A 24,571-nucleotide genomic window follows, 5' to 3' on the forward strand; every position below is an offset into this window, starting at 1 on the left:
TTTGTTTGACAGGTCTGCTGATCACCGTTACAAGCCGTGATGATCGCGAGGACCTGATCTGGTCGTGGTCAGGTGTGCCAACCCGTTGAGATGACACGGGAATTCAAGGAGACAGCGTCGATGGCCAAGCCCAGGTCCGGGGCCAAGAAGGCGACTCCCGCCGCGAAGAAGGTCAAGTCGGCGAAGGGGGGTGTCCTCAAGAGCGCGTCCAAACGAGTGGCGAAGGCGGCCGCGAAGTTGGTGGCGAAAGCGACCGAGGCGTCCAAGGCGGGAAAGAAGGCCCCCGCGAAGAAGAAGTCCGCGGCCCCCGTCGCGAAGAAGGCCGCCGCCAAGGTGAAGCAGGTGGCCAAGGCGGCCACGAAGGTCGTGACCAAAGCGGCGGCGAAGGTGAAGGAGGCCGCCAAGGGTAAGCAGACGGTCAAGCCCAAGGAAGCGACCAAGGTCAAGGAGTCCTCGGCCAAGGCGGGCGCTCGCGCCGAACCAACCGCGCCTCCGGTCGAGAAGCCCCGTCCCCGCGCCACCAAGCTGCCCCCGCCGGGCGAGCCCCTCAACAAGCGAGACATGGAGCAGTTGCTCACCGCCGGCCAGGGCCGGGGCGTGGTGGGCGAGGGCAGCCTCAAGGGCCGCCTGACGCTCGTGGAGGGCCTGCCGGGCCTCGTGGTGATTGGCCGCGACAAGCGCGAGCTGGTCTTCATCCTCCAGGGACCGGATCAGGAAGTGCTGCCGGCCTACGTGGACCACAAGGTGTCCGTCAGTGGTCTCATCAAGAAGACCACCAACTACGGCGGCACGGTGGACGTGCGGAAGTTCTCCGCGAAGAAGCCGGAGGCCGAGGAGCCCGTCCCCGAGCCGGTGGAGTCGGAGACCCGCCTGCGCTACCTGTCGCCCGGCGAGGTGTCGCAGGTCATCTCGGCGGGCATGGGCGCGGGCATGAAGGGCTTCGCCGCGCTGCGCGGCAACCTGGAGATGACCGGCGAGGAGTTCGTGCTGGTGGTCTCCAACGCCGGCACCCGGCAGCAGGTGTCCTTCATCCTCGAGGGCAAGGGCTCCAAGGGCCTGCGCCGCTACCTCGGGCAGACGCTGTCCGTCACCGGCGTGGTGGACAAGTCCTCGGGCTGGGGCGGACGCATCGACGTGGAGAACGTGGAAGTGCGCCCCGCGGAAGTCCGCCCCATGTCCCGCGAGGGCCTGGAGACGGTACACGTGGAAGGCGAGCAGTCGACCAGCATCGACGTGCGGCTCAACCACGCCTTCACCGTGCGGCTCCAGGAGCAGCCGGGCTTCTCGTGGACCATCGAGCCCACGGCGGCCAAGCGGCTGGGCCTGCGCGAGGCCAACTTCGAGGTCAGCTCCGAGGGGCCCGCCTCGCGCGAGTTCTTCTTCACGCCCCGCAATCCGGGCGTCTCGGAGATCGAGTTCTTCCTCGCCAAGGCCTTCAACCCCGGTCAGGTGGAGCGCTCGTTCAAGCTCAACGTGACCGTCAAGGCCTGAGAGGGTCCCGCTGACCATCCTCCGTCCCCATTTTTCTCTCTTCAAGTCATGCCCGGGGGTCCCCAGTGGGATCCACCGGGCTTATTTTTTTCAGGGCCCGTTGGGCTCCCTTCCGTGGGATCTCTCGTGACGGATCTTCCTCAAGACGTGAAGCGACACCTGGCCGAGTCCAAACATCCCCTCGGCGTCAAGGAACTGCTCAAGCTCACCCAGCTTCACCCCGGACAGCAGACCCAACTCAAGCGGACGCTCCGGGACATGGTGCGCGCGGGCGACCTGCTCAAGGAGGGCAAGCGCTTCCGCCTCCGGGGCGCGCAGCCGCCTTCGTCCGGTGGTGACGGCCCGCAGCCTCCCTTCCGGCGCGAACGGGACACGAGGCCCCCCGAGGCCTCGCGGGCCGGCCCCCGGGAAGAGCGCGGCGAATCCGGCCCGGGGACGCGAGCCCCGTCCGAGCTCGACTCGCGCTTCGCTCCCCGGGGCCGCTTCGACAAGGAGCGCCGCCCCGAGCCGCGCGGCCGCTTCGTGCGCGAGGGCCGCGCCGAGCAGCCCCGAGGCCGTTTCGAGGACCGTGGCGCCGGAGCTCGTGGCCGCTTCGCCCGTCCCGAGCGTCCAGGGGACGGGGGCCGTTCCGCTCCTCCGGGCCGGTTCGCCCGGGATGAGCGCCGGCCAGCTCCGGCGGGCCGCTTCGACAAGGATCGCCGTCCCCCGGCCGGTGGGCGCTCCTTTGGTGGGGAGCGCTTCGCGTCTCGCGACCGGGGTGGGGGCGACGGTGGCCGGGAGACCCTCTCCGTCGAAGGCGTGCTCCACGTGCACCGGGATGGCTACGGCTTCGTCCACCCGAGCTCGGGACAGGGGGACAACATCTTCCTGCCGCCCCAGGAGGCCGCGCGCGCGCTCGACAACGATCGCGTGCTCGTGGAGGCATGGGGCCGTCCCGGACGCATGGAGGGACGCCTCGTGCGCGTGGTGGGCCGCCTGCGCCAGCTCGTCGTGGGCTCCTACGAGACGCGCGGCCGGCACGGCGCCCAGGTGTTGCCCTCCGACAAGAACCTGCAGATGCAGGGCCCCATCCGCGTGCCTCCTACCCAGATGGCGCGCGACGGAGACCTGGTGAAGGTGCGGCTGGGCGTCGGCGCCGGCCTGCTGGAGCCGGGCGAGGGCCTCTATGGCGAGGTCGCTGGCTCTCTCGGCAAGCCCGGGGATCCGAGCGCGGAGGTGCTCTCCATCGCCTACTCGCAGGGCTTCTCCGACGAGTTCCCTCCCGAGGTCATGGACGAGGCGGACCGCATCCACACCGTCGTCACCGAGGAGGAGGCCCGGGGCGAGGAGCGCCGCGACCTGCGCTCGCTGCCGCTCGTCACCATCGACGGAGAGGACGCGCGCGACTTCGACGACGCCGTCTACGCCGAGGATCGGAGCGACGGCTGGCGGCTCGTGGTGGCCATCGCCGACGTGACGCACTACGTGCGCGAGGGCACCGCGCTCAACGCCGAGGCCCTGCGCCGCGCCACCTCCGTCTACCTGCCCGACCGCGTGCTGCCCATGCTCCCCGAGCGCCTGAGCAACGGCATCTGCTCGCTGCGTCCCGACGAGGACCGGTTGTGCATGGTGGCCGACATGGTGATCGACCGGAAGGGTCTGCTCGTCTCCAGCGAGATGTACCCGGCCGTCATGCGCAGCCACGCGCGCTGCACCTACAACGAGGTGCAGGACGTGCTCGATGGCAAGGACGTGCCGCACCGCAACGCCTTCAAGCCCCACTTCGAGCGGCTCCAGGCCCTGGCGCGCACGCTCACCCAGATGCGCAAGGAGCGCGGCGCCATCGACTTCAACCTCTCCGAGCACAAGGTGGTGATGGGCGAGGACGGCCTGCCCGCCCGCATGGAGAAGCGCGAGCGCAAGGACAGCCACCGGCTCATCGAGGAGTGCATGCTCGCCGCCAACGAGGCGGTGGCGAAGTTCTTCGCGGACCGGGAGCTGCCCAGCGTCTACCGCTACCACGGTGAGCCGGACGAGGAGAAGCTCGCCATCTTCGCCCAGATGGCCCAGGCCTACGGCTTCCAGCTCAACGCCGAGGACATCTCTCCCAAGGCGCTCAACACCTTCATGACGCAGCTGCAGGGCCACCCCGAGGAGCGCGCCCTCAACCAGCTCCTGCTGCGCTCCATGATGCAGGCCGTCTACACCTCGGGCGATCGGGGCCACTACGGCCTGGCCGCCGAGTACTACCTGCACTTCACCTCGCCCATCCGCCGCTACCCGGACCTGCTCGTGCACCGGCTGCTCAAGGCGCACTGGAACCGCAAGGGCCAGAAGCGGCTGGAGGCCCACATCGAGCGCGAGGAGCGCGCGCTGGAGGACATGGCCGCCCAGAGCTCGGATCGCGAGCGCGCCGCCATGCAGGCCGAGCGCGAAGTGGTCTCCTACTACGCGGCCCTCATGGTGAAGGACCGCGTGGGCGAGGAGTTCGCCGCCACCGTCGCCGGCATCGCCGAGTTCGGCTTCTTCGTGGAACTCGATGACTTGCACATCGAGGGGCTCGTGCGCGCCGACTCGCTCGGCTTCGGGACCCGCTTCGACAAGGCGCTGCTCGCCCTGCTGCTGCCGGGAGGCTTCCGCGTGCGCGTGGGTCAGAAGGCCCGCGTGCGGCTGACCGGTGTGAACCTGGGACTGCGGCGGATCGACTTCGAGGCCCTCGAGGTGGGCGGCCACACGGTGAAGGCCATGCAGGCCGTGGATCGCCAGGAACACGAAGAGCGGCGTCGCCAGACGAAGGAGGAGCGCAAGAAGGCGGCCCGTATCGGGCGTGAGCGCGAGCGCCAGGAGAAGTGGGGCAAGCCCCGGGTGGACACCGGTTCCGAGCGCTCGCTCGCCGAGGCCGAGGAGGCCCAGCGGCGCCAGGCCTCCGATGCCCCCGAGACGATGGAGATTCCCTCGGAGACCATCGACGCCGTGGCCGCGGCGGCTCCTCCGGAGGTTTCCGCCGAGGTCGTTCCCGTGCCGTCCGCGGGCTTCGAGCGCATCCGTGCCCTCGCGGCCCTGGATCAGCCCTCCGAGCAGCCAGCTCCCGAGAAGGTGAAGGCCGTGCCGCCCACGCGGCGCAAGCGGGCCGCCGTCGCGGCCGAGGAGAAGCCGACACGGGCGAAGCAGCCCGCGAAGAAGGTCGCCGCGAAGAAGCCCACGGCCAAGAAGGCCACGGTGGCCAAGAAGGCTCCCGCGAAGAAGGCCGCCGACAAGAAAGCTCCCGCGAAGAAGGCCCCGGCCAAGAAGGCCGCGGTGACCAAGAAGGCTCCCGCGAAGAAGGTCACGGCGAAGAAGGCCACGGCGGTCAAGAAGGCCCCCGTGAAGAAGGTCGCCGCCAAGAAGGCTCCCGCGAAGAAGGCCCCGGCCAGGAAGGCCGCCGCCAAGAAGTCCACGGCGGCGACCAAGGCGCGTCCCGCCAAGGGCGGCGCGAAGAAGACGGCCGCCTCGCGCCGGGGAAGGAAGTCGTAGCGGCGGGCGACGACCCTCTCAGACGGAGCCACGCGGGGGGCCCCACCAGCCGTGGTGCTGGGGGGCCCTCGTGGTGGCGCTCCGGCGTCGCCTCCTCACCTCTGCCGCTCGAGACCCTCGATGGACTTTTCCGCACTCGCCCTGTCCCCACCGTTGTTGCAGGTTCTCGCGGAGCTGAAGTTCCAGACCGCCACGCCCATTCAGGCCCAGAGCATTCCGGTGCTCCTCCAGGGCCGCGATCTCGTTGGTCAGGCGAAGACGGGCAGCGGGAAGACCGCCGCCTTCGCGCTGCCGCTCCTGCAGAAAATCCAGCTCCCACCCCGGCGACTCCAGGCGCTCGTGCTCTGCCCGACGCGGGAGCTCTGTGCCCAGGTGGCCGGAGAGATCCGCCGCCTCGGCCGGAGGTTGCCCGGCCTCCAGGTGCTCGTGCTCGCGGGGGGCCAGCCCATCCGGCCCCAGATCGACGCGCTCGAGAAGGGTGCCCATCTCGCGGTGGGCACACCCGGCCGCGTGTTGGATCTCCTCCAACGCGAGGTGCTCGACACCCGCCACCTCGCCACCGTGGTGCTCGACGAGGCCGACCGGATGCTCGACATGGGCTTTCGCGAGGACATGGAGCGCATCCTCGGCGCCACCCCGAAGACGCGTCAGACCGTGCTCTTCTCGGCCACGTTCCCTGACTCCATCGAGGCGATGAGCCGCGCCTTCCAGAAGGAGCCCGCGCGCGTCACCGTCGAGTCGACCGACACGGCTCCCGACATCCAGCAGCTCGCCTACCTCTGCGCGCCCGAGGAGAAGACCGCCGTGTTGTTGCGGCTGCTCCGGCACTATCAGCCCACGTCCGCCATCGTGTTCTGCAACCTCAAGGCGACGGTGGTCGAGGTGACCCGCGCGCTGAACGAGGCCGGGGTGAGCGCGGATGGTCTCCAGGGTGACCTGGAGCAGTTCGAGCGAGACCGCGTCATGGCGAAGTTCCGCAACCACAGCACCCGGGTGCTCGTCGCCACGGACGTGGCGGGCCGGGGCATCGACGTCGAGGCGCTCGACGCCGTCTTCAACTTCGATCTGCCCTCACAGCCCGAGCCCTATGTCCACCGCATCGGCCGCACGGGACGCGCGGGACGCCAGGGCCTCGCCATTGCGCTCGTCACCCCGAAGGATGACCGCAAGGTCGAGGAGATCGAGCACGCCACCAAGTCCAAGCTGGAGCATGCGCGCGTGGACTCACTGCCCCCCGAGGACCCGGCGGGCAAGGGCTCCCTGGGCTCCGCCTGGGAGACGCTGTGCATCTCCGCCGGGCGCAAGGACAAGATGCGGCCAGGTGACATCCTCGGAGCCCTGACCGGTGAGGCCGGTGGGCTCAAGGCCACGGACATCGGGAAGATCGAGATCCAGGATCGGCTGTCGTACGTCGCCGTGGCCAGGAGCGTCGCGCGCGTGGCACTCCAGAGCCTGAGCCAGGGCCGCATCAAGGGGCGCAAGCACCACATTGAGCGGTTGCGCTGACTCCGTGCCTCCCTGTCACCGCCGGGAACGAGTCCGAGCGGTGACAGGGAAGGGGAGGGCACTTCACGCCCTCAATGCCACCACCGTCACGCCGTCACCGCCCTCGTGGTTCTCTCCGGGGCGGAACATGCGGATGTACGGCGAGGCCGCCAGGTAGTCCCGGATGGCCTGCCGCAGCGCCCCCGTGCCATGCCCGTGGATGATGATCGCCGCTTCCTCTCCACTGCGCATGCCCCGGTCCAGGAAGGACTCCAGCTCGCCCAGCGCGTCCTCGGCCCGCATGCCACGCACGTCGCAGCGGTAGTTCGTCGACGGCACCGCCTCGGGCGCCGCCGCCTTGGCGCGCTGCAACTGCTGCGCCTGCTTGTTGCGCTCGGGGAACTTCGACTCCTTGGGTTTGCCCGCGCGCGTCCCCGACAGCTCCGACACCGGTACGCGCATCTTCATGATGCCCGCCGCCACCAGCGCCTGATCTCCGTGCAGCTCCAGGATCTCCACGTCCTTGTTCAGCCCCGAGTGCCGTGCCCACGCGCCCACGCGCAAGTCCGCCGGCCCCGGCGCCTCCACCTGGAACAGCTCCGCCCGCGCCGCCTTCGCCCGCTGGTTGGCCTCCTCCATGCGCTGCAACAACTGCGCGCGCGCCTCGCTCGCCGCCTTCTCGTTGGACTGTGCCCGGAGCACCTTGAGCAGCTCCTGCACCTCCGCCGCCGCCTGCTCGCTCGCCGCCGCCACTTCCTCGTTGAAGCGCATCAGCCGTGCCTTGCGCTCGCGCTCGAACTGCACCTTCTGCTCCTCGAGCTCCTTGCGCAGCCGCTCGCTCTCCTCCGCCGCCACCTTGGCCCGCTCCAGCTCGTCCTGTAGCCGGCGCCGCTCCTCCTCCGCCGCCGTCAGCGCCTTGGCCAGCGCGCCACCCGCGTTCATCGACAAGTCGCGCGCCCGCTCGCAGATGTGCGCCGGCAGTCCCATGCGCGCGGCCACCTCGATCGCCGAGGACGCACCCGCCGCGCCCAGTTGCAGCTTGTACGTGGGCGCCATGCGCTTGGAATCGAAGCCCACGCGCGCGTTGAGGAAGCGCGGATCCAGGTGCGCGAGCGCCTTGAGTTCCTCCAGGTGCGTCGTCACCAGCACCACCGCCCCCTTGCCGAGCAGCTCCTCCAGCACGGCGATGGCGATGGCCGCTCCCTCGCGTGGATCCGTGTCCGCGGCGATCTCGTCGATGAGCACCAGCGAGTTCTTCGCCACCGCGAGGGTGATGTCCCGCAGGCGCGCCACGTGCGCGCTGAACGTGGACAGGCCCTGCGACAGATCCTGCGCGTCGCCCACCGTGGAGTGCACCGTGTGGTACAGCGGCATCCGCGAGCCCTCGCCCGCGGGGATGGGCAGACCCGCGCGCAGCATCAACGCGCACAGGCCCACCGCCGTCAGCGTCACCGTCTTGCCGCCCGCGTTGGGGCCGGACACCACCAGCGCCCGCGCCTGGCCCTTCATCTCCACGTCGTTGGGCACCACCTCGGTGTCACGCAGCACCAGCCGTGGATGCCGCAGCCGCACCAGCGACAGGTCCTCCACTCCCTGGAACTCCGGCGTGTAGGCGCGCAGGTCTCCGGCCAGCACCGCTGCTGCCTCCGCCTCGTCCAGCTCCGCCACCGCCTCGAGCCCCTCGAGCGCCTTGGCCGCCTCGCGCCCGAGCTGGTTCGTCAGCTCCTGGAGGATGCGCCGCTCCTCCTCCGCCACCAGCGACTGGGCGATGGCCAGGTCGTTGCCCAGGCCCACCAGTCCCTCGGGTTCGACGAACAGCGTCTGTCCCGTCTGGCTCGCGTTGTGGACGATGCCCGGCACCTCGCCCCGGTAGTTGGAGACGACGGGCACCACGTACCGGCCATTGCGGATGGTGTAGTAGTTCTCGCGCAGCTTGGGCAGGAAGCCCTCGTCGTGGAGCATCTCCTCGAGCTGCCCCTTGATGCGCCGGTGCAGGCCCCGCACCCGGTCGCGCGCCTCGCGCAGCTCCGGACTCGCCCGGTCGGAAATCTCCCCGTCCGCCTCGAAACTCCGGTCGATGCGCACCGCGAGCGGCTCGAGCAGCGGCAGCCGCCGCGAGATGGCCGCCAGCCGGGGCACCACGTGTTGCCGCTCCTCCAGCGCCTCGCGCGTGCGCACGAAGGCGAACAGCAGTTGCGCCGCGGCGATGAGCTGCCGGGGCTCGAGCAGGCCGTTCTTCGACGCCAGCTCCAGCGCCCCCCGCAGGTCCGTCACCCCGCCGAGCGGCAGGGAGAACTGCTCATGGGCCAACCGCCGCGTCTCGGCAACGAGGGCCAGGGCCTCGGCGACCTCTTCCTCCGTCCCGAGGAACGGCCGGGCGAGCGCGCGCTCCCTCCCAGGTTCGGTCCGACAGCGGTGGGCCAGCGCACGAAGCACTTCCGCGTAGCCAAGGTCCTCTAATGTTCTCTGAGCGATCTGCACGGTCATGGGTTTCATGCGCGGCCGGGCGGCCGTCAAGAGGAAGTGCGGTTGGACTGCGCGTGCCGCTCTGCTATCAGCCAGCCATGCTCTGGCTCCTGGTAGCGGGCGCCCTCGCGGCCGCCACGGACGTCCCCGTCTCAGGGGACCTGACACCCGCCCTCACCCAGGAGGCCGCCGGCGACACCGAGGGGGCGCTCGCGGCCGTCCAGGAGATCATCCAGTTCTGGCCCACCGAGGCCCTTCCCCGCCTGGAGGCCGCTCGCATGAGGCTCAAGCTGGGAGGGGACCTGGAGCTGGTGGAGAAGGACCTGGAGGTGGCCTCCGCTGCGGCGCCCAACAACCCCCGGCTGCACTTCCTGCGCGGGCTGCTGTGGGAGGAGCGCGGCCAGTTGTCCCGGGCGGCGAGTGCCTACGAGCGCTCCGTCTTCCTGCGCTCCTCGTACGACGACGCCCGCTTCCGGCTCGGCGGCGTCTGGGCCTCCCTCGGCGACTGGCTCAAGGCGGAGATGCACTACCGGCTGCTCGCCCGCGCCCGCCCGGAGTGGATCCAGGTCCGTCTCCAGCTCATCCACGTCATCGAGCAGCAGGGCCGGCTGGAGGACGCCGAGAAGGAGTGGCGTCAGTTGCACGCTGAACAGCCAGGCAACGTGCTCGTCGTCGAACAGTTCGCCCGGTTCTACGAGCGCACGGGCCGCCCTCGCCAGGCGGCCCAGCTCCGGGAGAAACTGGGGCCCGCCTCACCTCCCAAGAAAATGCGTCCGCTGCGCCCGTCGCGTCGCTAGGAGGACAGGGCGCGCTTCCGCGATTGCGTGGATCGTGTCACTGCATACACTGCGCCCGCCTTGAAGACCGCCAACCTCGCCATCGTGTTCACCGACATCCAGGGCTTCTCCGAGCGAACCAGCCGGCAGACGCTCGAGGAGAACGAGCGTCTGCTCCGGGTACACAGCGAGCTGCTCGTGCCCCTGTTCAAGGCGTTTGGCGGGCGCATCCTCAAGTCCATTGGGGATGCGTTCATGGTCACCTTCGTGTCCCCCACCCAGGCCGTCCTGAGCGGCATGGCCATCCAGGACCGGCTCTGGCAGTACAACCAGACGGCCTCGGAGGCCGAGCGGCTCGACGTGCGCGTGGCCATCAACGTGGGCGAGGTGCGGCTGGAGGAGCAGGACGTCTTCGGCGAGCCCGTCAACATCGCCGCCCGCGTGGAGTCCATCACCGAGGCGGGCGAGGTCTTCTTCACCGAGGCCGTCTACCTCGCGATGAACAAGGCCGAGGTGCCCTCGCGCGAGGTGGGCCTCTTCGAGCTCAAGGGCATCCCCAGCAAGATTCGCGTCTTTCGCGTCCCCCGAGGGCCGTACCGCATGGGCGCCCCCGCGCAGGATGCGCCGCCCGAGCCCTCGCCGGAGCGCCCCCCATTCGGCAACCTGGCCCTCTCGCGTGTCCCCGAGTCGATGCTGTCGGTCCCGGACCTCGCCGCCACCGCGGCCCAGGTGGGCGAGCGAATCGTCCAGCGCACCCGCACGGCCTTCCTCGCCGTGAAGACCCACCGACAGCAGCGCTGGCCCCCGTCGCCTCGGGCGCTGAAGGTGGGCGGCGCGATGGCCCTGGTGTTGCTCGTCGTGGGCGGCTTCTTCCTCCTGCACGACTCGCCCGTCGAGGCCGCCATCAAGGCCGCCGGCAACAAGGAGTTGCCGGCCGCCGAGCGGGCCGAGTGGGGGAAAAAGGCCCGTGGGCTCATCACCGAGGACAAGGAGCTCCCCGCGGGCGAACGGTCGTGGCTGCTCGGACGGCTCGAGGAGGCGCTGCAGCGGCCCGCGATCGCGGTGGTGCAGTACCGCTCCGCGGTGAAGGCCGGCGAGGAGCGGGCTGGCGAGCAGCTCATCGAGATGCTCGAGAACCCGGACTGTCAGCTGCGCGTCAAGGTCGCTGATACGTTGGGAGAGCTCCGGTTGACGTCCGCCCGCGAGGGGCTGGAGACGCTCGCGAAGAAGGGCGGGGCCGGAGAGAAGAAGTCGAGCCTGTTCGATGCCGGGTGCAATTCGCGCGAGGCCGCGGAACGGGCGCTGGCGCAGCTCGGCCGCTGAAGAGGGAGCACGAGATGAGACGGGTGAAGACGGGACTGGATGTGTGGGTGGAGCAGGGCTTCGCGCCGCTCAAGGGCAAGCGCGTGGGGGCCATCGTCAACCCGACCAGCGTGGACTCGAACTTCCAGCACCTGGCGGACCTGCTGGCGCGCACGCCGGGCGTGCACCTGGCGGCCCTCTTCGGCCCCGAGCACGGCGTGCGCGGCGAGGCCCAGTACATGGTCGCCGTGGACGCGGACAAGGACCGGCGCACGGGTGTCCCCGTGCACAGCCTCTACGGCTCCACCTTCGAGTCGCTCTCCCCACGCCCCGAGTGGCTCGAGGGCCTGGACGCGCTCGTCTTCGACATCCAGGACGTGGGCAGCCGCTACTACACCTACGTCTACACCATGGCGCTGGCCATGAAGGCGGCGGGCGCGGCGAAGATCCCCTTCTACGTGTTGGATCGGCCCAACCCCCTCAACGGCGTCACCATCGAGGGCAACCTCGTGGGCGAGCGCTACCGCTCCTTCGTGGGGCTCTACCCCATCCCCAACCGCCACGGCATGACGGCGGGCGAGCTGGCGCGTCTCTTCAACGACGAGCAGGGCTTTGGCTGCGAGCTGACCGTGGTGCCCATGCAGGGCTGGCGCCGCGAGGACTTCTGGAGCGACACCGGGCTGCCCTTCATGCCGCCCTCGCCCAACATGCCCACGGCCGACACGGCGCTCGTCTACCCTGGCATGTGCCAGGGCGAGGGCACCAACGTCTCCGAGGGCCGGGGCACCTGCCGCCCCTTCGAGCAGTTCGGCGCCCCGTGGGTGGACTCGGACGCGCTCATCGCCCGGCTCGAGCGCGAGCAGCTACCCGGAGTGCGTTTCCGGGTGGTGGGATTCACCCCCACCTTCGACAAGTACCGGGGCGTGTCGTGCAACGGTGCCTTCATCCACGTCACGGACCGCACCGCCTTCCTCCCCCTGCGCACGGGCATCGCCATCTGGCAGGCGCTCCATGAGCTGGGGCAGGGCAAGGGATTCGCCTGGCGCGAGGACGCCTACGAGTTCGTGGACGACGTGCCCGCCTTCGACCTGCTGTGTGGGACGGACCAGGTGCGTCGGGGCATCGAGGCGGGTTGGCCCCTGAATCGTTTGCTGGAAGGCTTCGACGCCCAGGCCCAGGAGTTCGCCCGGCGCAGGGAGCGCCACCTGCTGTACGCTCGCGGTTCGTGAGCCACGACGTCATCGGGATTGTCTCCGACAGCCATGGGGATCTGGCCGCCTTCGATGCGGCCTATGAGCTGTTGCGCGCCAAGGGCGCCCAGCGCTTCGTCTTTCTCGGCGGCCGCTACACCGACCTGGACGAGTGGATCCTCGATCGGCGCGAGCGCAGCCGGGGCGGGCGGGAGTACTCGGGCACGGACTTCCTCGAGGACGTGGAGCGCTGGCTGTCCGTCTCCGACAAGAAGCCCCGTCCGCGCTCGCTGTCGGTGAGTCGCGAGGAACTCGAGAAGGAGGCGGCGGATCCCTTGCGCGTGCGCGAGAACTTCCTGCGCACCCCCGAGCGCGACTGCCTCCAGTACCGCGACCCGTCCATCCCCCGGAAGGTGCTGGACATGGTGGGCGACACGCTGTGCTGCCTCGTCTACGACAAGAACGACCTGGAGCGTGACGATCTCATCAACGCCAGCCTCTTCCTCCACGGCCGCGAGTCCGAGCCGAAGCTCGTGCAGATCGGCCCGCGCTTCTTCCTGTCGCCCGGGCGGCTCGCGGGCGCCGCGGAACAGACGTGCGCCCTCCTGGAGCGCGTGGACCGCGACCTGCGCTTCTCCGCCTGGCGATTGGATGGAAGGGCCGTGCTGGAGCCCCGGGTGCTGCCCCTCGAGCGGCGCACGAAGATGTCCGTCAAGTGAAGCGACCCATGCGCATCGCCCTGCTCGGAGGCTCCTTCAATCCGCCCCACGTGGGCCACCTGATGGCCGCCCACTACGTCCGCGCCACCCAGGGCGTGGACGAGGTGTGGTTCATGCCCACCTTCCGCCATCCCTTCGGCAAGGCGTCCGTCCCGTTCGAGCACCGGGTGCGGATGTGTGAGCTGCTCGGAGAGGACACCTCGGGCTGGCTGAAGACGTCCCGGGTGGAGAGCGAGGTGGGCAAGGACGGGCGCACGGTGGACACGCTGGACTTCCTCCGGGCGCGCCACCCCGAGCACCACTTCTCGCTCGTCATCGGCTCGGACATCCTCAAGGATCTGCCGTACTGGAAGGACTTCGAGCGCATCCAGCGGCTCGCGCGCGTGGTGGTGCTCTACCGCGCGGGCTACCCGGCCGAGGGCACCGTGGGGCCGCCGCTCGCCGAGGTCTCCTCCACGGAGATCCGCGAGCGCCTGGTCCGGGGTGAGCCTCCCGCGGACCTCGTGCCGGCCCCGGTGCTCGCCTACGCGCGCGAACACCACCTGTACGCCCCCTGAGCCCGCGGGCCCCCCATCCCTGGTGGCCGCAGGTGAAAACGCACTCCGGGTCTTCCCGGACCGGAACGGGGTGCACAATCTTTCGTCACGAACATGTAACGAACGCGAAACGGGCCCAGGGCTTTATGGGCCCCGCGTTCCCCTGAGCCATTCATCGGGAGAGGCGAACCGGAGGTTGCATGCTCGAGAGATTGATGCCGACGGCGGATGGGTTCCACGACGACTTCGATGCCCAGTGCGCCACGACCCTGGCCGGAGCGCGCCTGTTCCATGAGTTGTTGAGCGACTATCGCGACGTGTCCTCCCGGGTCGAGGCCCTCCAGCGGGTGGAGCACCAGGGCAACTCGGTGAACCACCTCGCGCTCGAGCGGTTGCACTCGGCCTTCATCGCCCCGTTCGAGCGCACGCACATCCACGCGCTGCTGTCGCGGATCGACGAGGTGCTCGACTTCACCCTCGCGGCGGCGCTCCGGTTGCAGTTCTACGAAATCCCCGCGAGCCTGCCGGAAGCCACCCACCTGTCGCGCCTGCTCGTGGCGCTCACCGAGAAGCTGCGCGAGGTGGTGCGGGCGCTGCGCTCGCTGCGCAACCCCGAGCCCATCCTCGCGGGCTGCAAGGAACTCAAGCTGCTGGCACGCGAGGCGAAGGAAGTGCTGCGCGCCGGCAAGGGCCAGCTCTTCAAGAGCGGGATGGATCACCTCTCCGTGCTCAAGTGGAAGGAGATCTACGACGCCCTCACGAGCGCGCTCTTCAAGTGCCGGGATGCCGCGGATGTCATCGAGGGGATCGTCCTGACGTACGCCTGAAGCACGGGCTCACCCGGGCAGCCGCGCCACCAGTTGCCGGCAGGAGAGGATGCCGAAGGGCAGTCCCACGCGATCGGCCATGGACAACACCCGCTTGTCCTTGCTCACGAGCCACCGGGCTCCCGAGCGGGCGGCGAGCTCGAGGAACTTCTGATCATCCCGGTCGCGGCAGCGGGGCAGGGGCGGCAGGGGCGCGCCCGGCTCCACCGGGACTTCCCGCACGAGGCTCCGGTAGCGCTCGAGCACCGAGCGCTGGGCGGCCTCGTCCAGGTGGAAGGTGGGGTAGGCGAGCACGTACTTCAGCTCCCGGAGCGTGTGCTCATCCGCCCACGCGGTGGCCGCGCCCGAGGCCAGCGCGCGCGCGAGGGGCCCCAGGGCGGGGTCGTCGAACACCAGCAGATCCAGCACCACGTTGGTGTCGAGCACCAGGGGCAACGGGCTCATTCGGGGACGCTCCCAAAAGCGGGGGGCCCGGCACTCCTCCCTGGGGAGGAGCCACCGGGCCCCGGAGTCGAGCCGCGGACGGGCGGCCTACTTGATGACCTTGTCCAGCGGCTTGGCCTCGGTGCTGGCCTGGGCCTTGGTCCAGTCGATGACGGGCGTCTGCCAGGACATACCCGTCTCACCCGGCTCCGGATCCAGCTTCTCGAACTCGAAGCCGTCCCCGCCGAAGTAGAGGTACTCGACGGTGGCGATCTTGTACTCCTTCTTCGGATCCACCGGCTTGCCCTTGGCGTCCTTGAACTTGCCCTTGCCGGCCGGGGTGAAGCCGGAGAACACCGCCTCCGGGTTGGCGAGCTGGCGCGCCAGATCCTCGCCCTTGAGCTCCACCACCAGCAGCGAGTTCTCGAAGGGCAGCACCGAGTACACGCTGCCCTTGGTCACCTTGCCCGCGGGCAGCCCCGCGCGGAAGCCCTTGCGGTTGAGCACCACGCCGTCCGTGTCGAGCTGCTTCTGGATGGCGCCCGCCACCCAGGCCCCGAGCTGCTTGGAGTCCGCGGGCAGCGCCTTCTTCACGAAGCCGATCTCCTCGCCGAGCACCTTGTCCAGGCGCTGCTGGAAGTCGGCGAGCTGCTGGGTGATGTCCGCGTTGGCCGCCGGCGCGCCCTCGCCGCCCGTCACGTCCACGAGCGTGGCCTCCACCGCCGTCACCTGCTCGCCCTCGGGCTTGGAGGGATCGAAGGTGTAGGAAGCACGCAGGTACTTGCCGAAGCCCTTGCCGAGCGACACGTACGTGGTGTCGCCGTCCTTGCTCGTCTCCGTGGGCTGCGGGCACCGCCCGCCCGCCACCAGCGACACCTTCCACTCCTTGTGCGCGCCCACCACGGTCTTCAGGTCGCTCGGGCACTCGTCCGCGAGCACCACCACGGTGTCCGCTCCGGCCTTCTGCGCCTCGGCCACCGCCTGCGTCAGCGCCTGCTCGTCGGGGATGATCTCCAGGCCCTCGGCGCGGCCGGCCATGGCCGTGGACACCGTCTTGGGCGAGGTGAGGCCCACCACGCCCACCTTCAGGCCCTGGCGCTCGAACACCTTGAAGCCCGGCAGCTCCCAGCCCTTGGCCAGCGCCGCGTCCTTCACCTTCAGGTTGGCCGCGAGGAAGGGGAAGCCACCGAGCTGCTGGTTCTTCTGGAACTGCTCCCGCCCGAAGTCCAGCTCGTGGTTGCCCAGCGCGGACGCGGCATAGCCCATGCGGCCCATCACCGTGGCGGTGGACTCGCCATAGAGGAAGGAGGAGAGGGCGGGGCCATTCCACGCATCGCCGATGGTCAGCGCCAGCGTGGAGGCGTTCTCACAGGGGGCCTGCCCGTCCTTGAGCGGGCCGGGACAGTGCTTCTCCTTGGCCTCCCACCAGCCGAGCAGCTGCGCCGCGCCCGGCGGCGTCGTGCCCTCCTCGGTGGGCGCGGGGGCGAGCTGTCCATTGACACTGCCGGTGACGAGCACCGTCACCGTCGTCGGCTGGGGCGCGGGGGCGGGCGCCGGAGCCGAGGGAGCCGGGGCCGGCTCCGGGTTGGGCTTCTTGTCGTCGCAGCCGGTGAGCGCGCCCACGAGCGAGAGGGCCAGGACACCGGAAGCGCGGCGCCACGGCTTCATCGCGCGAAACACCGGCTTGGAATCGAACTCTGGAGGCATGCGGTCTCCGAAGGGGTTGACGCTGCGATCGCGCGAATAGCACACCTCCCGCATCGGAGCCTCAGAAAGGGGGCCTCCCTGGCCTCCGGACTCCACGTGCTATCGTCGGCCCTGTGAGCGTTCATCACCAAAAGGCTCCTGCTTCACCGGCGCGGGGCGGACCGGAGCAGGACTCCTCCCACGAACAGATGCTGTGGAGCGTGTGGGACAACGTAAGACGTCACGCGGATCATCTGCCCTGGCGGGTGGCCTCCCCGCCCGCGAGTCGTTGGGGCCAATTCGTTCAGGGGTTTTGTCTGCCTTTCCAGTTGGTCCGGGTTCTGCTCGCGGATCCAACGACGCGGCGGCACTACCTGACGGTGGGCATCGCCCAGGCGGTCGTCATCGTCGCGCTGGTGGTGATGTTCTCGAGGTGGAAGAACGACGTCGCGCACGAGCTGGGCAAGCGCACGGGGGTCGAGCTGTGGCTCGTGTACTCGGCGGCGATCCTGTCCTCGTTGCAGCTCTTCCAGTGGATCGTCATCGCCCTGTCGAGGGATCACCACACGGTGCTCTCGCGCGAGGCGAGTGTGCGCACGGGGTTGGAGCCGGAGGATGAGCCGCTCACGCCCCGGGTCTGGCTCAACATTCCCTGGCTGAAGAAGAAGCTGAAGCAGCGCTGGCGGGCGCTGTGGCTGTTCGCCTGGGGCGTGCCGGTGCTCTGGGTGGCCGATCGGCTCGGCCGCATCATGTACGGCAATGCGCTCGGGGAGACGGGCTTGATGCCGCTCCTGGCCTCGCTGTGGGGCGCGTGGTGGTTCGTGGTCTTCACCGCCGGCAAGAGCGAGCGGGCCTGGACCCAGGAGAACGCGCGCGCGCCCTGGTTCCTGCGCGCCTGGGACTGGCTCGGCTCGCGCATCGCGCCGCTGGGTGCCTATGGCAGGCGCTGGGCGCGCGTCACCCACCCGGTGTTCTCCCCCGCGGCGTGCGTGGAGCAGCGGCCCTGGGGGTTGATGGGGCTCGCGCTGGCGCGGGCCGTGTCGGCGCTGCCGCTGGTGAGGTGCTTCCTGCGCCCCACCATTCCCGTGGCCGCCGCGCACCTGCTCGCGGCGGAGGATCATCCCGCGCGGAGCGCTAACCCGCCTGCTTCCGCTCTGGCGGCGGTGGGGGCTCTTGCGCCGGATGCTGCTCCAGCGTCACCACCTCGCCCGGCTGCCGGGGCTCGGCCGCCTGGATGACGGCGCGCAGTTGCTGGCTCACCGCGCGGAAGAAGCCCGTGAGCAGCTCCGGCCGGTCCGCCAGCAGATCGAGGAAGTCGCGCCGGTCGATGACGAGCGCCCGCGTGTCCTCCATCGCGACGGCGTCGGTGGGGCGGGGCGCGCCGTCCAGCAGGCTCATGTCGCCAAAGGTCTCCTTGGCGCGAATGCGCATCACGTGCTCGCCGTTGCTGACGGCGTCCACGGAGCCCTCGATGATGACGTAGAGCGCGTCGCCCGGATCTCCCTCGCTGTAGACGCGCTCGCCCGCGCGGAAGCGCGTCTCGCGGGCGATGGCCGCCACCGCCGCCACGTCGTCCACGTCGTTCTGCGAGAAGACGTGCACCCCTTCCAGCAGGAAGAGCTTCTGCACCGTTGCCTGACTCATGTCCGACTCCTGGGCCGCTGGCAGATCCAAGCCAATCCGGCCCGCCACCTGGCGCGCGCACGCGCGCAGCACCACGTCCTCGCTCCGGCACAACCACGCGAGGTGTGCCTCCAACTGTCCCGTCTCTCCCGGCGGCAGATCCCGGTGGTGCGTCTCCACCTGCTCGCGCACGAGCGACCGGTCGTCGTCGTCCGTGAGCGCCTCGAGCAGCTCCAGCGCGTAGGCCCGGCGCCTCGCGTCCTGTCCCGCCACGTGCTGGTGCACGCGCCGCATCACCTGGGGCGGGTGCAACAGGCCGAGCAGGAAGAAGGACAGCTCCAGCGCCTGATCCAACCGGTCGCACATCACCCGCGTGAGCAGCGCCTGGTCTCCCAGCTCCGCGCGCACGTCGCGGTAGGGCCCCACGAGCGCCCGGTACACGTCGCGCCGGCGGATGAGCGCCTCGCGCACGCGATCCAGATCCACCGGGTGCTCGGGGTGCTCGTCGCGCAGACGCGACAGCTCCGCGCCGATGCGGAAGTGCAGGCGGGCGTCATCGCGCACGTTGGAGAAGAGCAGGGCGTGCAGCGCCGCCGGCGTGCCGATGAGGCGCAGCACGCGCGGCACCTGTAGCCGCATGGGCAGCGGCGCCGAGAGATCGTTGAGCGTCGTCTCCAAGAGGGGCGTCACCGCGTCACCCAGCTCGGCGAGCGCCTCGCGCGCCTCGCGCCGCTCCTCGCGCCAGGTGAGGAAGGTGAGCAGCCGGGGCGCCAGCTTCACGTAGCCACCCTGGCCCACGGAGCGCACCGCCACGCGCCGCACGGAGCTGTCCGGATCGCCCAGGAAGGGCGTGAGCATGGGCAGGTAGGTGGTGTCCCGGAGCCGGCCGAAGAGCCCCGCCACCTCGCGGCGGTCCGCCACCGGGGCCTGCGAGCCCCGTGCCGCCAGCGCCCCCAGGGACACGCGCGCCGCCGCGTTCCACCGGGTGCTCAAGAGCGCGCCGATCGCCGCGCAGCGCAGCCCCACGTCCGGGCTCTGCAGAAGCGGAGGCAGCAGCACCTCGGCCCGCTCCGGCGCGAGCTTGGAGAGCGCCCACACCGCGCTGTCGCGGGGCCGGCGCGTGCCCTGCGTCACCAGTTGCTCCAGCAGGGGCGCCGTCTCCGTGGCCCCCAGCTCCAGGGCGAGCTCCACGGCGCGCTCCTGCACCCGCTCGTGCGAGTGGAGCAGCAGCGCGGGCAGGTGCGGCCGCAGGGGCAGCCCCTCCTGCGCGAGCAGCTCCACCGAGTTGAGCACCCGCTCCGGCGCGCTCGAGGCGAGCGCCTCCACCAGCAGCCGGCGATCCTCGCGGCCCAGCGCCTCGTCCTCCTCGGAGGAGGCCCCCACCTGCTCGCCCAGCGCCTCCACGTACGCGGGCCGCAGGCGCATGAGCAGCACGCCGAGCAGGCCGCACAGGGCCACCACGGCGAGCGCCATGGAGACGCCGTCGGCCGAGCGGCCCGCGCCGATGAGCAGCACGCCCGCGAGCACCGTGCCGCCCTTGCGCAACAGCCCCTCCACCGCGGCGCGCAGGGACTCGCGCTCGCTGTCGGGCACCGCCGCGTAGAGCAGCTGCACGCCCACCGGCAGCAGCGAGTAGTTGACGGCGTTCTCCAGCAGCCGCAACAGGTGCACCGGCCAGAGCTGCTGCGTCACCAGCGAGGCCACCGCCAGGGGCGCCATGATGCCCGGCAGCAGCGCCAGGTAGGCCATCAGCCCCAGCCGCTTGAGCAGCCGCTCGGCCAGGACGAGCTGGAAGACGACGCACACCAGGCCAATCCACAGCTGCAGCGAGCCGAAGAGCGCCGCCAGCCCGTCCTCGCTCAGCGTGTGCTCCACGCGCAGGCGGAAGAGGTAGTCGACGAAGGCGGAGAGCACCGCGAAGCTCACCCCCAGGGCCGCCAGCACCCGGGCGTAGCTGCTGGTGGCCAGGTACTCCCACGCCGCCACGGGCGGGGCGAGGTGGCGCGAGCGCACCGGGGCGGGCGCCTCTTCCGGCTGGAAGTGGAAGGCCAGGCCCGCGACGAGCAGCGACAGCGCCCCGCCCACGACGATGGCCACGGTGCCCAGCCGCTCGGCGAGCCCCTGCACCAGGAGTCCTCCGAGCATGCCTCCCGCCATGCCCACCCCGTTGAGCGCGGTGAAGGCCCGCCGCGCCTCGCGCGCGTCGAAGGCCGCCGCCATCTGCCCCCAGAAGCGCAGGGAGATGAAGGTCGTGAACACGTCCACGAACAGGTAGAGCACCAGCGCCGGCAGCCGGTGGCCGAGCGACACCCCCACCGCGAGCGCCCCCACCACCAGCGCCCCCAGGCCCATGAGCAGCCGCAGCGACGCGGCCGGCTCCCCGGGCTTGGGACGCGGCAGGAGCGCGATCGTCGCCACCAGCAGCGCGCCCGCCAGGTACAGGTAGGGCAGCACGTGCGACTCGAAGCGCGACAACACGAGGGCGTTCACAGCCGTCTTCAGCTGCGTCACACCGGCGATGAGGGCGAACTGGAAGGTCGCCGCGGGCCACAGACGCTGGCCCCAGGACTGCGGCTCTGGAGATGCCACGGGTCGGGTATCCTAACCGTCCAATACCGGAATTTCCAGAAGCCAGCACCCGGGGGCGAGGCGATCGGAAGGGGAGCGGCCGAGCGTCGTGGCCTCCCGGGACGGCTCGCTGGCGCCTCGCCATTGATGACCAGCGAGCACGAGGTGGGTAGCTGGTTGCTGGAGGACCCCTGCTCGATTGAGTATGGGGCGCAGTGGTTCTACGCTGGGGGATACATGATCGCCGCAGTCCTGCTCGCCCTCGTTTGTTCGACTCCCGAGGCCTCCGGCGGCGCCCTGCCGCCCGAAGCCCTGGGGGCTCCCCCCCAAGCCAATGCCCTGCCCACCGCCTGGGCCTGCACCGTGGACACGCTGCGAGCGGGTCGCGAATGCATCTTCGAGTCCGAGGTGTCCTCCTCCTCCAACGTGAAGGAGCAGGCGTCGGGCAACGTGCGCACGCTCACGGACATCGGCCATGCGCTGTGCACCCAGGCGGCCCGGCCGTCCTCGGGGCTCGCGCCGGACAAGGAGCTGGTGGCGCAGTGCGAGCGTCGCTACTCCGAGGCCGCGCAGGACTTCTGTGGCCTGGAGGGCAAGGTGCCCGTCATCGACGCCAAGGGCCGCTTCGCCCCACAGGCGCGTGCCTGCTACCGCCAGTTGTCGCTGGTGCTGCAGGACATCTCCACCATGGCCACCGTGGCCAGCGCCTGCTGCCAGTGCGCCCAGAAGCGGGGCTGCCCCGGGGCGGGCGATCACTGCCATGAGAACGTGTCCCAGCAGAAGCTGGGCGCCACCGCGCTCGCGTGCCTGTCCAACCAGTGCGGCTCGGCGTGTGAGCTGACGATGCCGGCGGGCCCGGCCTCGTCCGGGGAACTCCGGCCCACGGAACAGGCCCGGCGGCCCTCCCGGACCGGGGGCTCGCTGTAGGTTGGCAACCGGTTCAACGGAGCAAGCAATCATGTCTGCCTTCCAGAAGATGACGAAGGGCCTGGCGCGCTCGGGCGCGGCCCTGGTGTGCGCGGCGGCCCTCGTGGGCTGTGGCGGGCACTCGCACGCGGTGTCGCGCGAGAACTCCCGCTCGTTCATCCCCCCGGAGCCGGGCCCCCTCCCGGAGCGCTCCTCGTCCGTTCCCGAGCCCGTGCGTCCGGAGGAGAAGTCCTTCGGGGCACGCTACGCGACGCCCTCCCAGTGCGAGGCGGCGGCACGGGCGCTCCAGGCCTCGTCCCGCGATTCGGCCTGGACGGCGCTCAAGTCCTGCGTGGAGCGCACCCACTTCACCCTCCTGGGCGCGCTCCTGTCGGACGCGTGGGAAGAGGATCTGCGGGTGCGGCCGGACGCGGCGCGGATCATCGCCCGCGTGGTGGCCCTGCGCGGCGGCAGCGTGCCGGGGGAGCTGTCGCTCCTGCACGAGCACAAGGTGCCCATCTTCGGGTTGTCGGACGCCATCGCCCAGCCGGACATCTACAAGGGCCGCTACCTGCTGCTGCGCGCCCAGGTGGCCGACGTGCGCAGCGACGAGGACAGGCCCACGGTGTGGCTCGTCGAGCAGGCGGTGGGCTCGGTGGTTCGCGAGCAGCCCGTGGGCTACACCACCCGCCGCGAGTCGGTGAAGGTGCGCTCGGGCGCGCTCGGTGGAGACGTGGGCACGTTCGGTCGCGCCAACCTGGGCGGTCAGCTCGTCACCCGGGAGAGCGAGCAGACGGCTTCCAGCCTGCCGCGCTACGACAACCTCTCCGACGAGACGGGGCGCGAGGCGCTCGGTCGCCTGACGAGCGCGGATCCCTTCTTCGCTCCCGGCAAGGACTTCGTCGTGCTCGCCCGCTTCGATGGGTTGCGCACCACCTCGAGCGGCGATGACGAGGAAGAGGACGCGCCCAAGCTGCCCGTGCTCACCATCGTCAGCTACCACGCGCCCCATCCGCTCGTCGTCTACTGACGCCCGTCGAGCCCTCCTCCCCTGGCGTTGTCCACCGCACAACGTCGGGAGCGCGCGCACGTTCACGGTGTGACGTCGATCCTGCCCTGGAGTCTCCCTTCCCGGGGCGGCCCTGTGGTGCAATCCCCCCCCTGTCTCGCAGGACCGGGGTGCCCGCGTGCCCGTGCGTTTCGCTTCACGATTGATGCTCGTGCTCTGCCTGGTGGGCGTGGTGCCCGTGCTGCTGTTCGGCGCGCTGTCCTTCCACGCCAACCGGCGCGAGCTGCACCGCGTGGTGGGCGGGCTCCAGACGCAGGCCGCCATGGACTTCGCGCGCTCGTGCCACCACCTCGTCCTGTCCGGCGTGGACAACCTGCGCCTGGCCTCCAGGTACCTCCCCCTCGAGGGGCTTTCACCCGAGCAGCTCTCCCAGGTGCTGGACATCCCCATGCGCCAGCTGTCGGCCTTCAACCTGCTCGTGCTGGTGGATGAGCGCGGCCATGCGCTCGCCCCGGCCGTGTACTCGCCGGACGAGGACGAGCGCCCGCAGCGCGTCACCGAGGCGAGCCTCGCGCTCTTCTCGAGCCAGGCGCCCGTGCGGGCCGCGCTCGCCACGGGCGCGGCCATCGGCCCGCCGTACCAGTCCCCCGAGTCTCCCGGCGGCCGCGTGGCGCTCGCGGTGCGCGTGGGCACGGACGCCTCGCGCGTGCTGCTCGCGGAGCTGTCGCTCGCCGAGCTGGGCCAGCGCGTGGAGGAGATCTCCGAGGGGGGCGGATGCGCCTTCGTCGTGGACGCCGACGGCCAGCCGGTGATCGCCACACCCGGCCACCACGAGCTGAGCGAGGCGGAGCTCCAGCTCGTGCGCGAGGGCCTGTCCCGGGGCACGTCCATGGTGCGCACCGTATCTGGCGTGGAGGGGGTGGAGTACCTCGCCGCCTTCGCGCCCGTGCCGGAGCTGGGCTGGGGCGTGGTGGTGGAACGCGAGGCCCACGCCGCCCTCGCGCCCGCCGAGCAGGTGCGGCGCTCCACGGTGCTGGGGGCCCTGGTGGCGCTGGGGGCCACGGCCGGACTCGGCTTCGTGCTCGCCCGGGGCGTGAGCCAGCCCGTCGCCCGGCTGTCCGAGGGCGTGGCCGCGCTCGCCTCCGGCCGCTACGAGCAGCGCGTCGTCGAGCAGGGCCGCGATGAGCTCGGACAGCTCGCCCGCTCCTTCAACCACATGGCCGGCGAGCTGCAGCGGCGCGACGCCGAGCTGCGGCGCTGGAGCGAGGAGTTGCAGCAGCGCGTGGACGAGCGCACCCGGCAGTTGCGCGAGGCGCAGGATCAGATCGCCCGCACCCGGCGGATGGCGGCGCTCGGCTCGTTCAGCGCGGGGCTGGCCCACGAGCTCAACAACCCGCTCACCGGCGTCCTCGGGCTGCTGTCCCTGGCGTGCGAGGAGGTGCCCGAGGGCACGCCCCTGCGTCAGAGCCTGGAGATGTCGCTCGAGCAGTCGCGCCGCATGTGCACCATCATCCGGCAGATGCGGCAGATCACGGAGCAGGAGCGCAGCGGGGTGGGGCGGCCGTTGAATCCGGTGCAGCCCGTGCGCGCCGCGCTCCATGAGGTGGACTCGGAGCTGCGCTCGCGGGGCATCACCCTCACGTGCGCGTTGAACGAGCCCATCCCCCAGGTGCTGGGACACGCGGAGCAGTTGCAGAGCGTGGTGTCCCACCTGTTGCGCAACGCCGTCACCGCCATGCCGGCCGGTGGCACGTTGTCGGTGGGGCTCGGCACCGTGGAGGGCGACGCGGTGTGCCTGTCGGTGAAGGACACCGGCAAGGGCATTCCCGAGTCCCTGCGCGAGCGCATCTTCGATCCCTTCTTCACGACGAAGGACGAGCCCGGGCGGATCGGGCTAGGTTTGTCGGTGGCGCACGGCATCGTCGAGGCGCACCACGGCCGCATCCGGGTGGAGAGCGCCGAGGGGCGAGGCACCACCATCACCGTCATCCTTCCCGCGGTGGGCGCCGAGGCCCACCTGGTGTAGGCCGGCGGACGGGAGCGAGGAGGCGTGATGCGGACAGGGCCGAGGG

17 protein-coding genes are annotated in these 24,571 nt (G+C 70.7%); 13 read left to right on the forward strand and 4 right to left on the reverse strand.

Annotation, left to right across the window (positions count from 1 at the left end; all coding sequences use genetic code 11):
* Positions 1 to 120: 120 nt before the first annotated feature.
* From CYFUS_RS19070 to dbpA, 3 genes are all read left to right on the forward strand, one after another.
* Positions 121 to 1,491 carry a protease inhibitor I42 family protein gene (locus CYFUS_RS19070; RefSeq protein WP_095986515.1) on the forward strand — a complete coding sequence of 457 codons (1,371 nt, stop codon included), beginning with the start codon at positions 121 to 123 and terminating at the stop codon, positions 1,489 to 1,491.
* Positions 1,492 to 1,638: 147 nt separating this feature from the next.
* The gene (gene rnr / locus CYFUS_RS19075) at positions 1,639 to 4,983 is read left to right on the forward strand and encodes a ribonuclease R (RefSeq protein WP_420042696.1); all 3,345 of its coding nucleotides are present in this window, start codon (positions 1,639 to 1,641) and stop codon (positions 4,981 to 4,983) included.
* Between the two features lie 120 nt (positions 4,984 to 5,103).
* Positions 5,104 to 6,489, forward strand: a complete 1,386-nt coding sequence (gene dbpA, locus CYFUS_RS19080; RefSeq protein ID WP_095986517.1) for an ATP-dependent RNA helicase DbpA — start codon at positions 5,104 to 5,106, stop codon at positions 6,487 to 6,489.
* A gap of 63 nt (positions 6,490 to 6,552) precedes the next feature.
* Here the strand turns inward: dbpA and CYFUS_RS19085 are convergent, their stop codons facing one another.
* Complete coding sequence (locus CYFUS_RS19085) at positions 6,553 to 8,955, reverse strand: endonuclease MutS2 (RefSeq protein WP_095986518.1); 2,403 nt, start codon at positions 8,953 to 8,955, stop codon at positions 6,553 to 6,555.
* Between the two features lie 77 nt (positions 8,956 to 9,032).
* Here CYFUS_RS19085 and CYFUS_RS19090 point away from each other — a divergent pair, with 77 nt between their 5' ends.
* The 6 genes from CYFUS_RS19090 (at position 9,033) to CYFUS_RS19115 (ending at position 14,284) form a co-directional block, all read left to right on the forward strand.
* Positions 9,033 to 9,731, forward strand: a complete 699-nt coding sequence (locus CYFUS_RS19090; protein ID WP_095992108.1) for a tetratricopeptide repeat protein — start codon at positions 9,033 to 9,035, stop codon at positions 9,729 to 9,731.
* A gap of 60 nt (positions 9,732 to 9,791) precedes the next feature.
* Positions 9,792 to 11,033, forward strand: a complete 1,242-nt coding sequence (locus tag CYFUS_RS19095; RefSeq protein WP_095986519.1) for an adenylate/guanylate cyclase domain-containing protein — start codon at positions 9,792 to 9,794, stop codon at positions 11,031 to 11,033.
* A gap of 14 nt (positions 11,034 to 11,047) precedes the next feature.
* Positions 11,048 to 12,241, forward strand: coding sequence for an exo-beta-N-acetylmuramidase NamZ domain-containing protein (locus CYFUS_RS19100; RefSeq protein ID WP_095986520.1), 1,194 nt, complete (start codon positions 11,048 to 11,050; stop codon positions 12,239 to 12,241).
* Complete coding sequence (locus CYFUS_RS19105; RefSeq protein WP_095986521.1) at positions 12,238 to 12,921, forward strand: hypothetical protein; 684 nt, start codon at positions 12,238 to 12,240, stop codon at positions 12,919 to 12,921. Before CYFUS_RS19100 ends, CYFUS_RS19105 begins: the two co-directional genes overlap by 4 nt.
* A gap of 8 nt (positions 12,922 to 12,929) precedes the next feature.
* Complete coding sequence (nadD, locus tag CYFUS_RS19110) at positions 12,930 to 13,478, forward strand: nicotinate (nicotinamide) nucleotide adenylyltransferase (protein WP_420042708.1); 549 nt, start codon at positions 12,930 to 12,932, stop codon at positions 13,476 to 13,478.
* 179 nt (positions 13,479 to 13,657) lie between these two features.
* Positions 13,658 to 14,284 carry a DUF47 domain-containing protein gene (locus tag CYFUS_RS19115; RefSeq protein WP_095986523.1) on the forward strand — a complete coding sequence of 209 codons (627 nt, stop codon included), beginning with the start codon at positions 13,658 to 13,660 and terminating at the stop codon, positions 14,282 to 14,284.
* A gap of 9 nt (positions 14,285 to 14,293) precedes the next feature.
* On the opposite strand, the gene CYFUS_RS19120 is transcribed toward CYFUS_RS19115, so the two are convergent.
* Both CYFUS_RS19120 and CYFUS_RS19125 read right to left on the reverse strand, forming a co-directional pair.
* Complete coding sequence (locus CYFUS_RS19120) at positions 14,294 to 14,728, reverse strand: putative toxin-antitoxin system toxin component, PIN family (protein ID WP_095986524.1); 435 nt, start codon at positions 14,726 to 14,728, stop codon at positions 14,294 to 14,296.
* Between the two features lie 87 nt (positions 14,729 to 14,815).
* Positions 14,816 to 16,414: a bifunctional metallophosphatase/5'-nucleotidase gene (locus tag CYFUS_RS19125; protein WP_095992109.1), complete on the reverse strand. Its 1,599-nt coding sequence runs from the start codon at positions 16,412 to 16,414 to the stop codon at positions 14,816 to 14,818.
* A gap of 308 nt (positions 16,415 to 16,722) precedes the next feature.
* On the opposite strand from CYFUS_RS19125, the gene CYFUS_RS19130 reads away from it, so the two are divergent.
* Positions 16,723 to 17,631 carry a hypothetical protein gene (locus CYFUS_RS19130; protein WP_095986525.1) on the forward strand — a complete coding sequence of 303 codons (909 nt, stop codon included), beginning with the start codon at positions 16,723 to 16,725 and terminating at the stop codon, positions 17,629 to 17,631.
* Here the strand turns inward: CYFUS_RS19130 and CYFUS_RS19135 are convergent.
* Positions 17,528 to 20,605, reverse strand: coding sequence for a cyclic nucleotide-binding domain-containing protein (locus CYFUS_RS19135; RefSeq protein WP_095986526.1), 3,078 nt, complete (start codon positions 20,603 to 20,605; stop codon positions 17,528 to 17,530). The genes CYFUS_RS19130 and CYFUS_RS19135 overlap by 104 nt on opposite strands.
* Before the next feature lie 216 nt (positions 20,606 to 20,821).
* On the opposite strand from CYFUS_RS19135, the gene CYFUS_RS19140 reads away from it, so the two are divergent.
* The 3 genes from CYFUS_RS19140 (at position 20,822) to CYFUS_RS19150 (ending at position 24,525) form a co-directional block, all read left to right on the forward strand.
* On the forward strand, positions 20,822 to 21,511 hold the full coding sequence (locus CYFUS_RS19140) for a hypothetical protein (protein ID WP_232537652.1): 690 nt from the start codon (positions 20,822 to 20,824) through the stop codon (positions 21,509 to 21,511).
* A gap of 31 nt (positions 21,512 to 21,542) precedes the next feature.
* A complete protein-coding gene (locus CYFUS_RS19145) occupies positions 21,543 to 22,520 on the forward strand; it encodes a hypothetical protein (protein ID WP_095986528.1) in 978 nt (325 codons plus the stop codon).
* Between the two features lie 157 nt (positions 22,521 to 22,677).
* Entirely contained in the window at positions 22,678 to 24,525 is a 1,848-nt protein-coding gene (locus CYFUS_RS19150; protein WP_157758523.1) for a sensor histidine kinase, read from the forward strand.
* The last annotated feature ends 46 nt before the right edge of the window (positions 24,526 to 24,571 follow it).

Source organism: Cystobacter fuscus (assembly GCF_002305875.1).
Lineage (GTDB): Bacteria > Myxococcota > Myxococcia > Myxococcales > Myxococcaceae > Cystobacter > Cystobacter fuscus_A.

What these genes read in the sequence shown, in the direction of transcription:
- nadD (WP_420042708.1), top strand. Translation starts at nt 12,930, where the DNA reads ATGCGCATCGCCCTGCTCGGAGGCTCCTTCAATCCGCCCCACGTGGGC.
- CYFUS_RS19140 (WP_232537652.1), top strand. Translation starts at nt 20,822, where the DNA reads ATGATCGCCGCAGTCCTGCTCGCCCTCGTTTGTTCGACTCCCGAGGCC.
- CYFUS_RS19115 (WP_095986523.1), top strand. Translation starts at nt 13,658, where the DNA reads ATGCTCGAGAGATTGATGCCGACGGCGGATGGGTTCCACGACGACTTC.
- CYFUS_RS19085 (WP_095986518.1), bottom strand. Translation starts at nt 8,955, where the DNA reads ATGACCGTGCAGATCGCTCAGAGAACATTAGAGGACCTTGGCTACGCG.
- CYFUS_RS19090 (WP_095992108.1), top strand. Translation starts at nt 9,033, where the DNA reads ATGCTCTGGCTCCTGGTAGCGGGCGCCCTCGCGGCCGCCACGGACGTC.
- CYFUS_RS19125 (WP_095992109.1), bottom strand. Translation starts at nt 16,414, where the DNA reads ATGCCTCCAGAGTTCGATTCCAAGCCGGTGTTTCGCGCGATGAAGCCG.
- CYFUS_RS19145 (WP_095986528.1), top strand. Translation starts at nt 21,543, where the DNA reads ATGTCTGCCTTCCAGAAGATGACGAAGGGCCTGGCGCGCTCGGGCGCG.
- CYFUS_RS19100 (WP_095986520.1), top strand. Translation starts at nt 11,048, where the DNA reads ATGAGACGGGTGAAGACGGGACTGGATGTGTGGGTGGAGCAGGGCTTC.
- dbpA (WP_095986517.1), top strand. Translation starts at nt 5,104, where the DNA reads ATGGACTTTTCCGCACTCGCCCTGTCCCCACCGTTGTTGCAGGTTCTC.
- CYFUS_RS19120 (WP_095986524.1), bottom strand. Translation starts at nt 14,728, where the DNA reads ATGAGCCCGTTGCCCCTGGTGCTCGACACCAACGTGGTGCTGGATCTG.
- CYFUS_RS19070 (WP_095986515.1), top strand. Translation starts at nt 121, where the DNA reads ATGGCCAAGCCCAGGTCCGGGGCCAAGAAGGCGACTCCCGCCGCGAAG.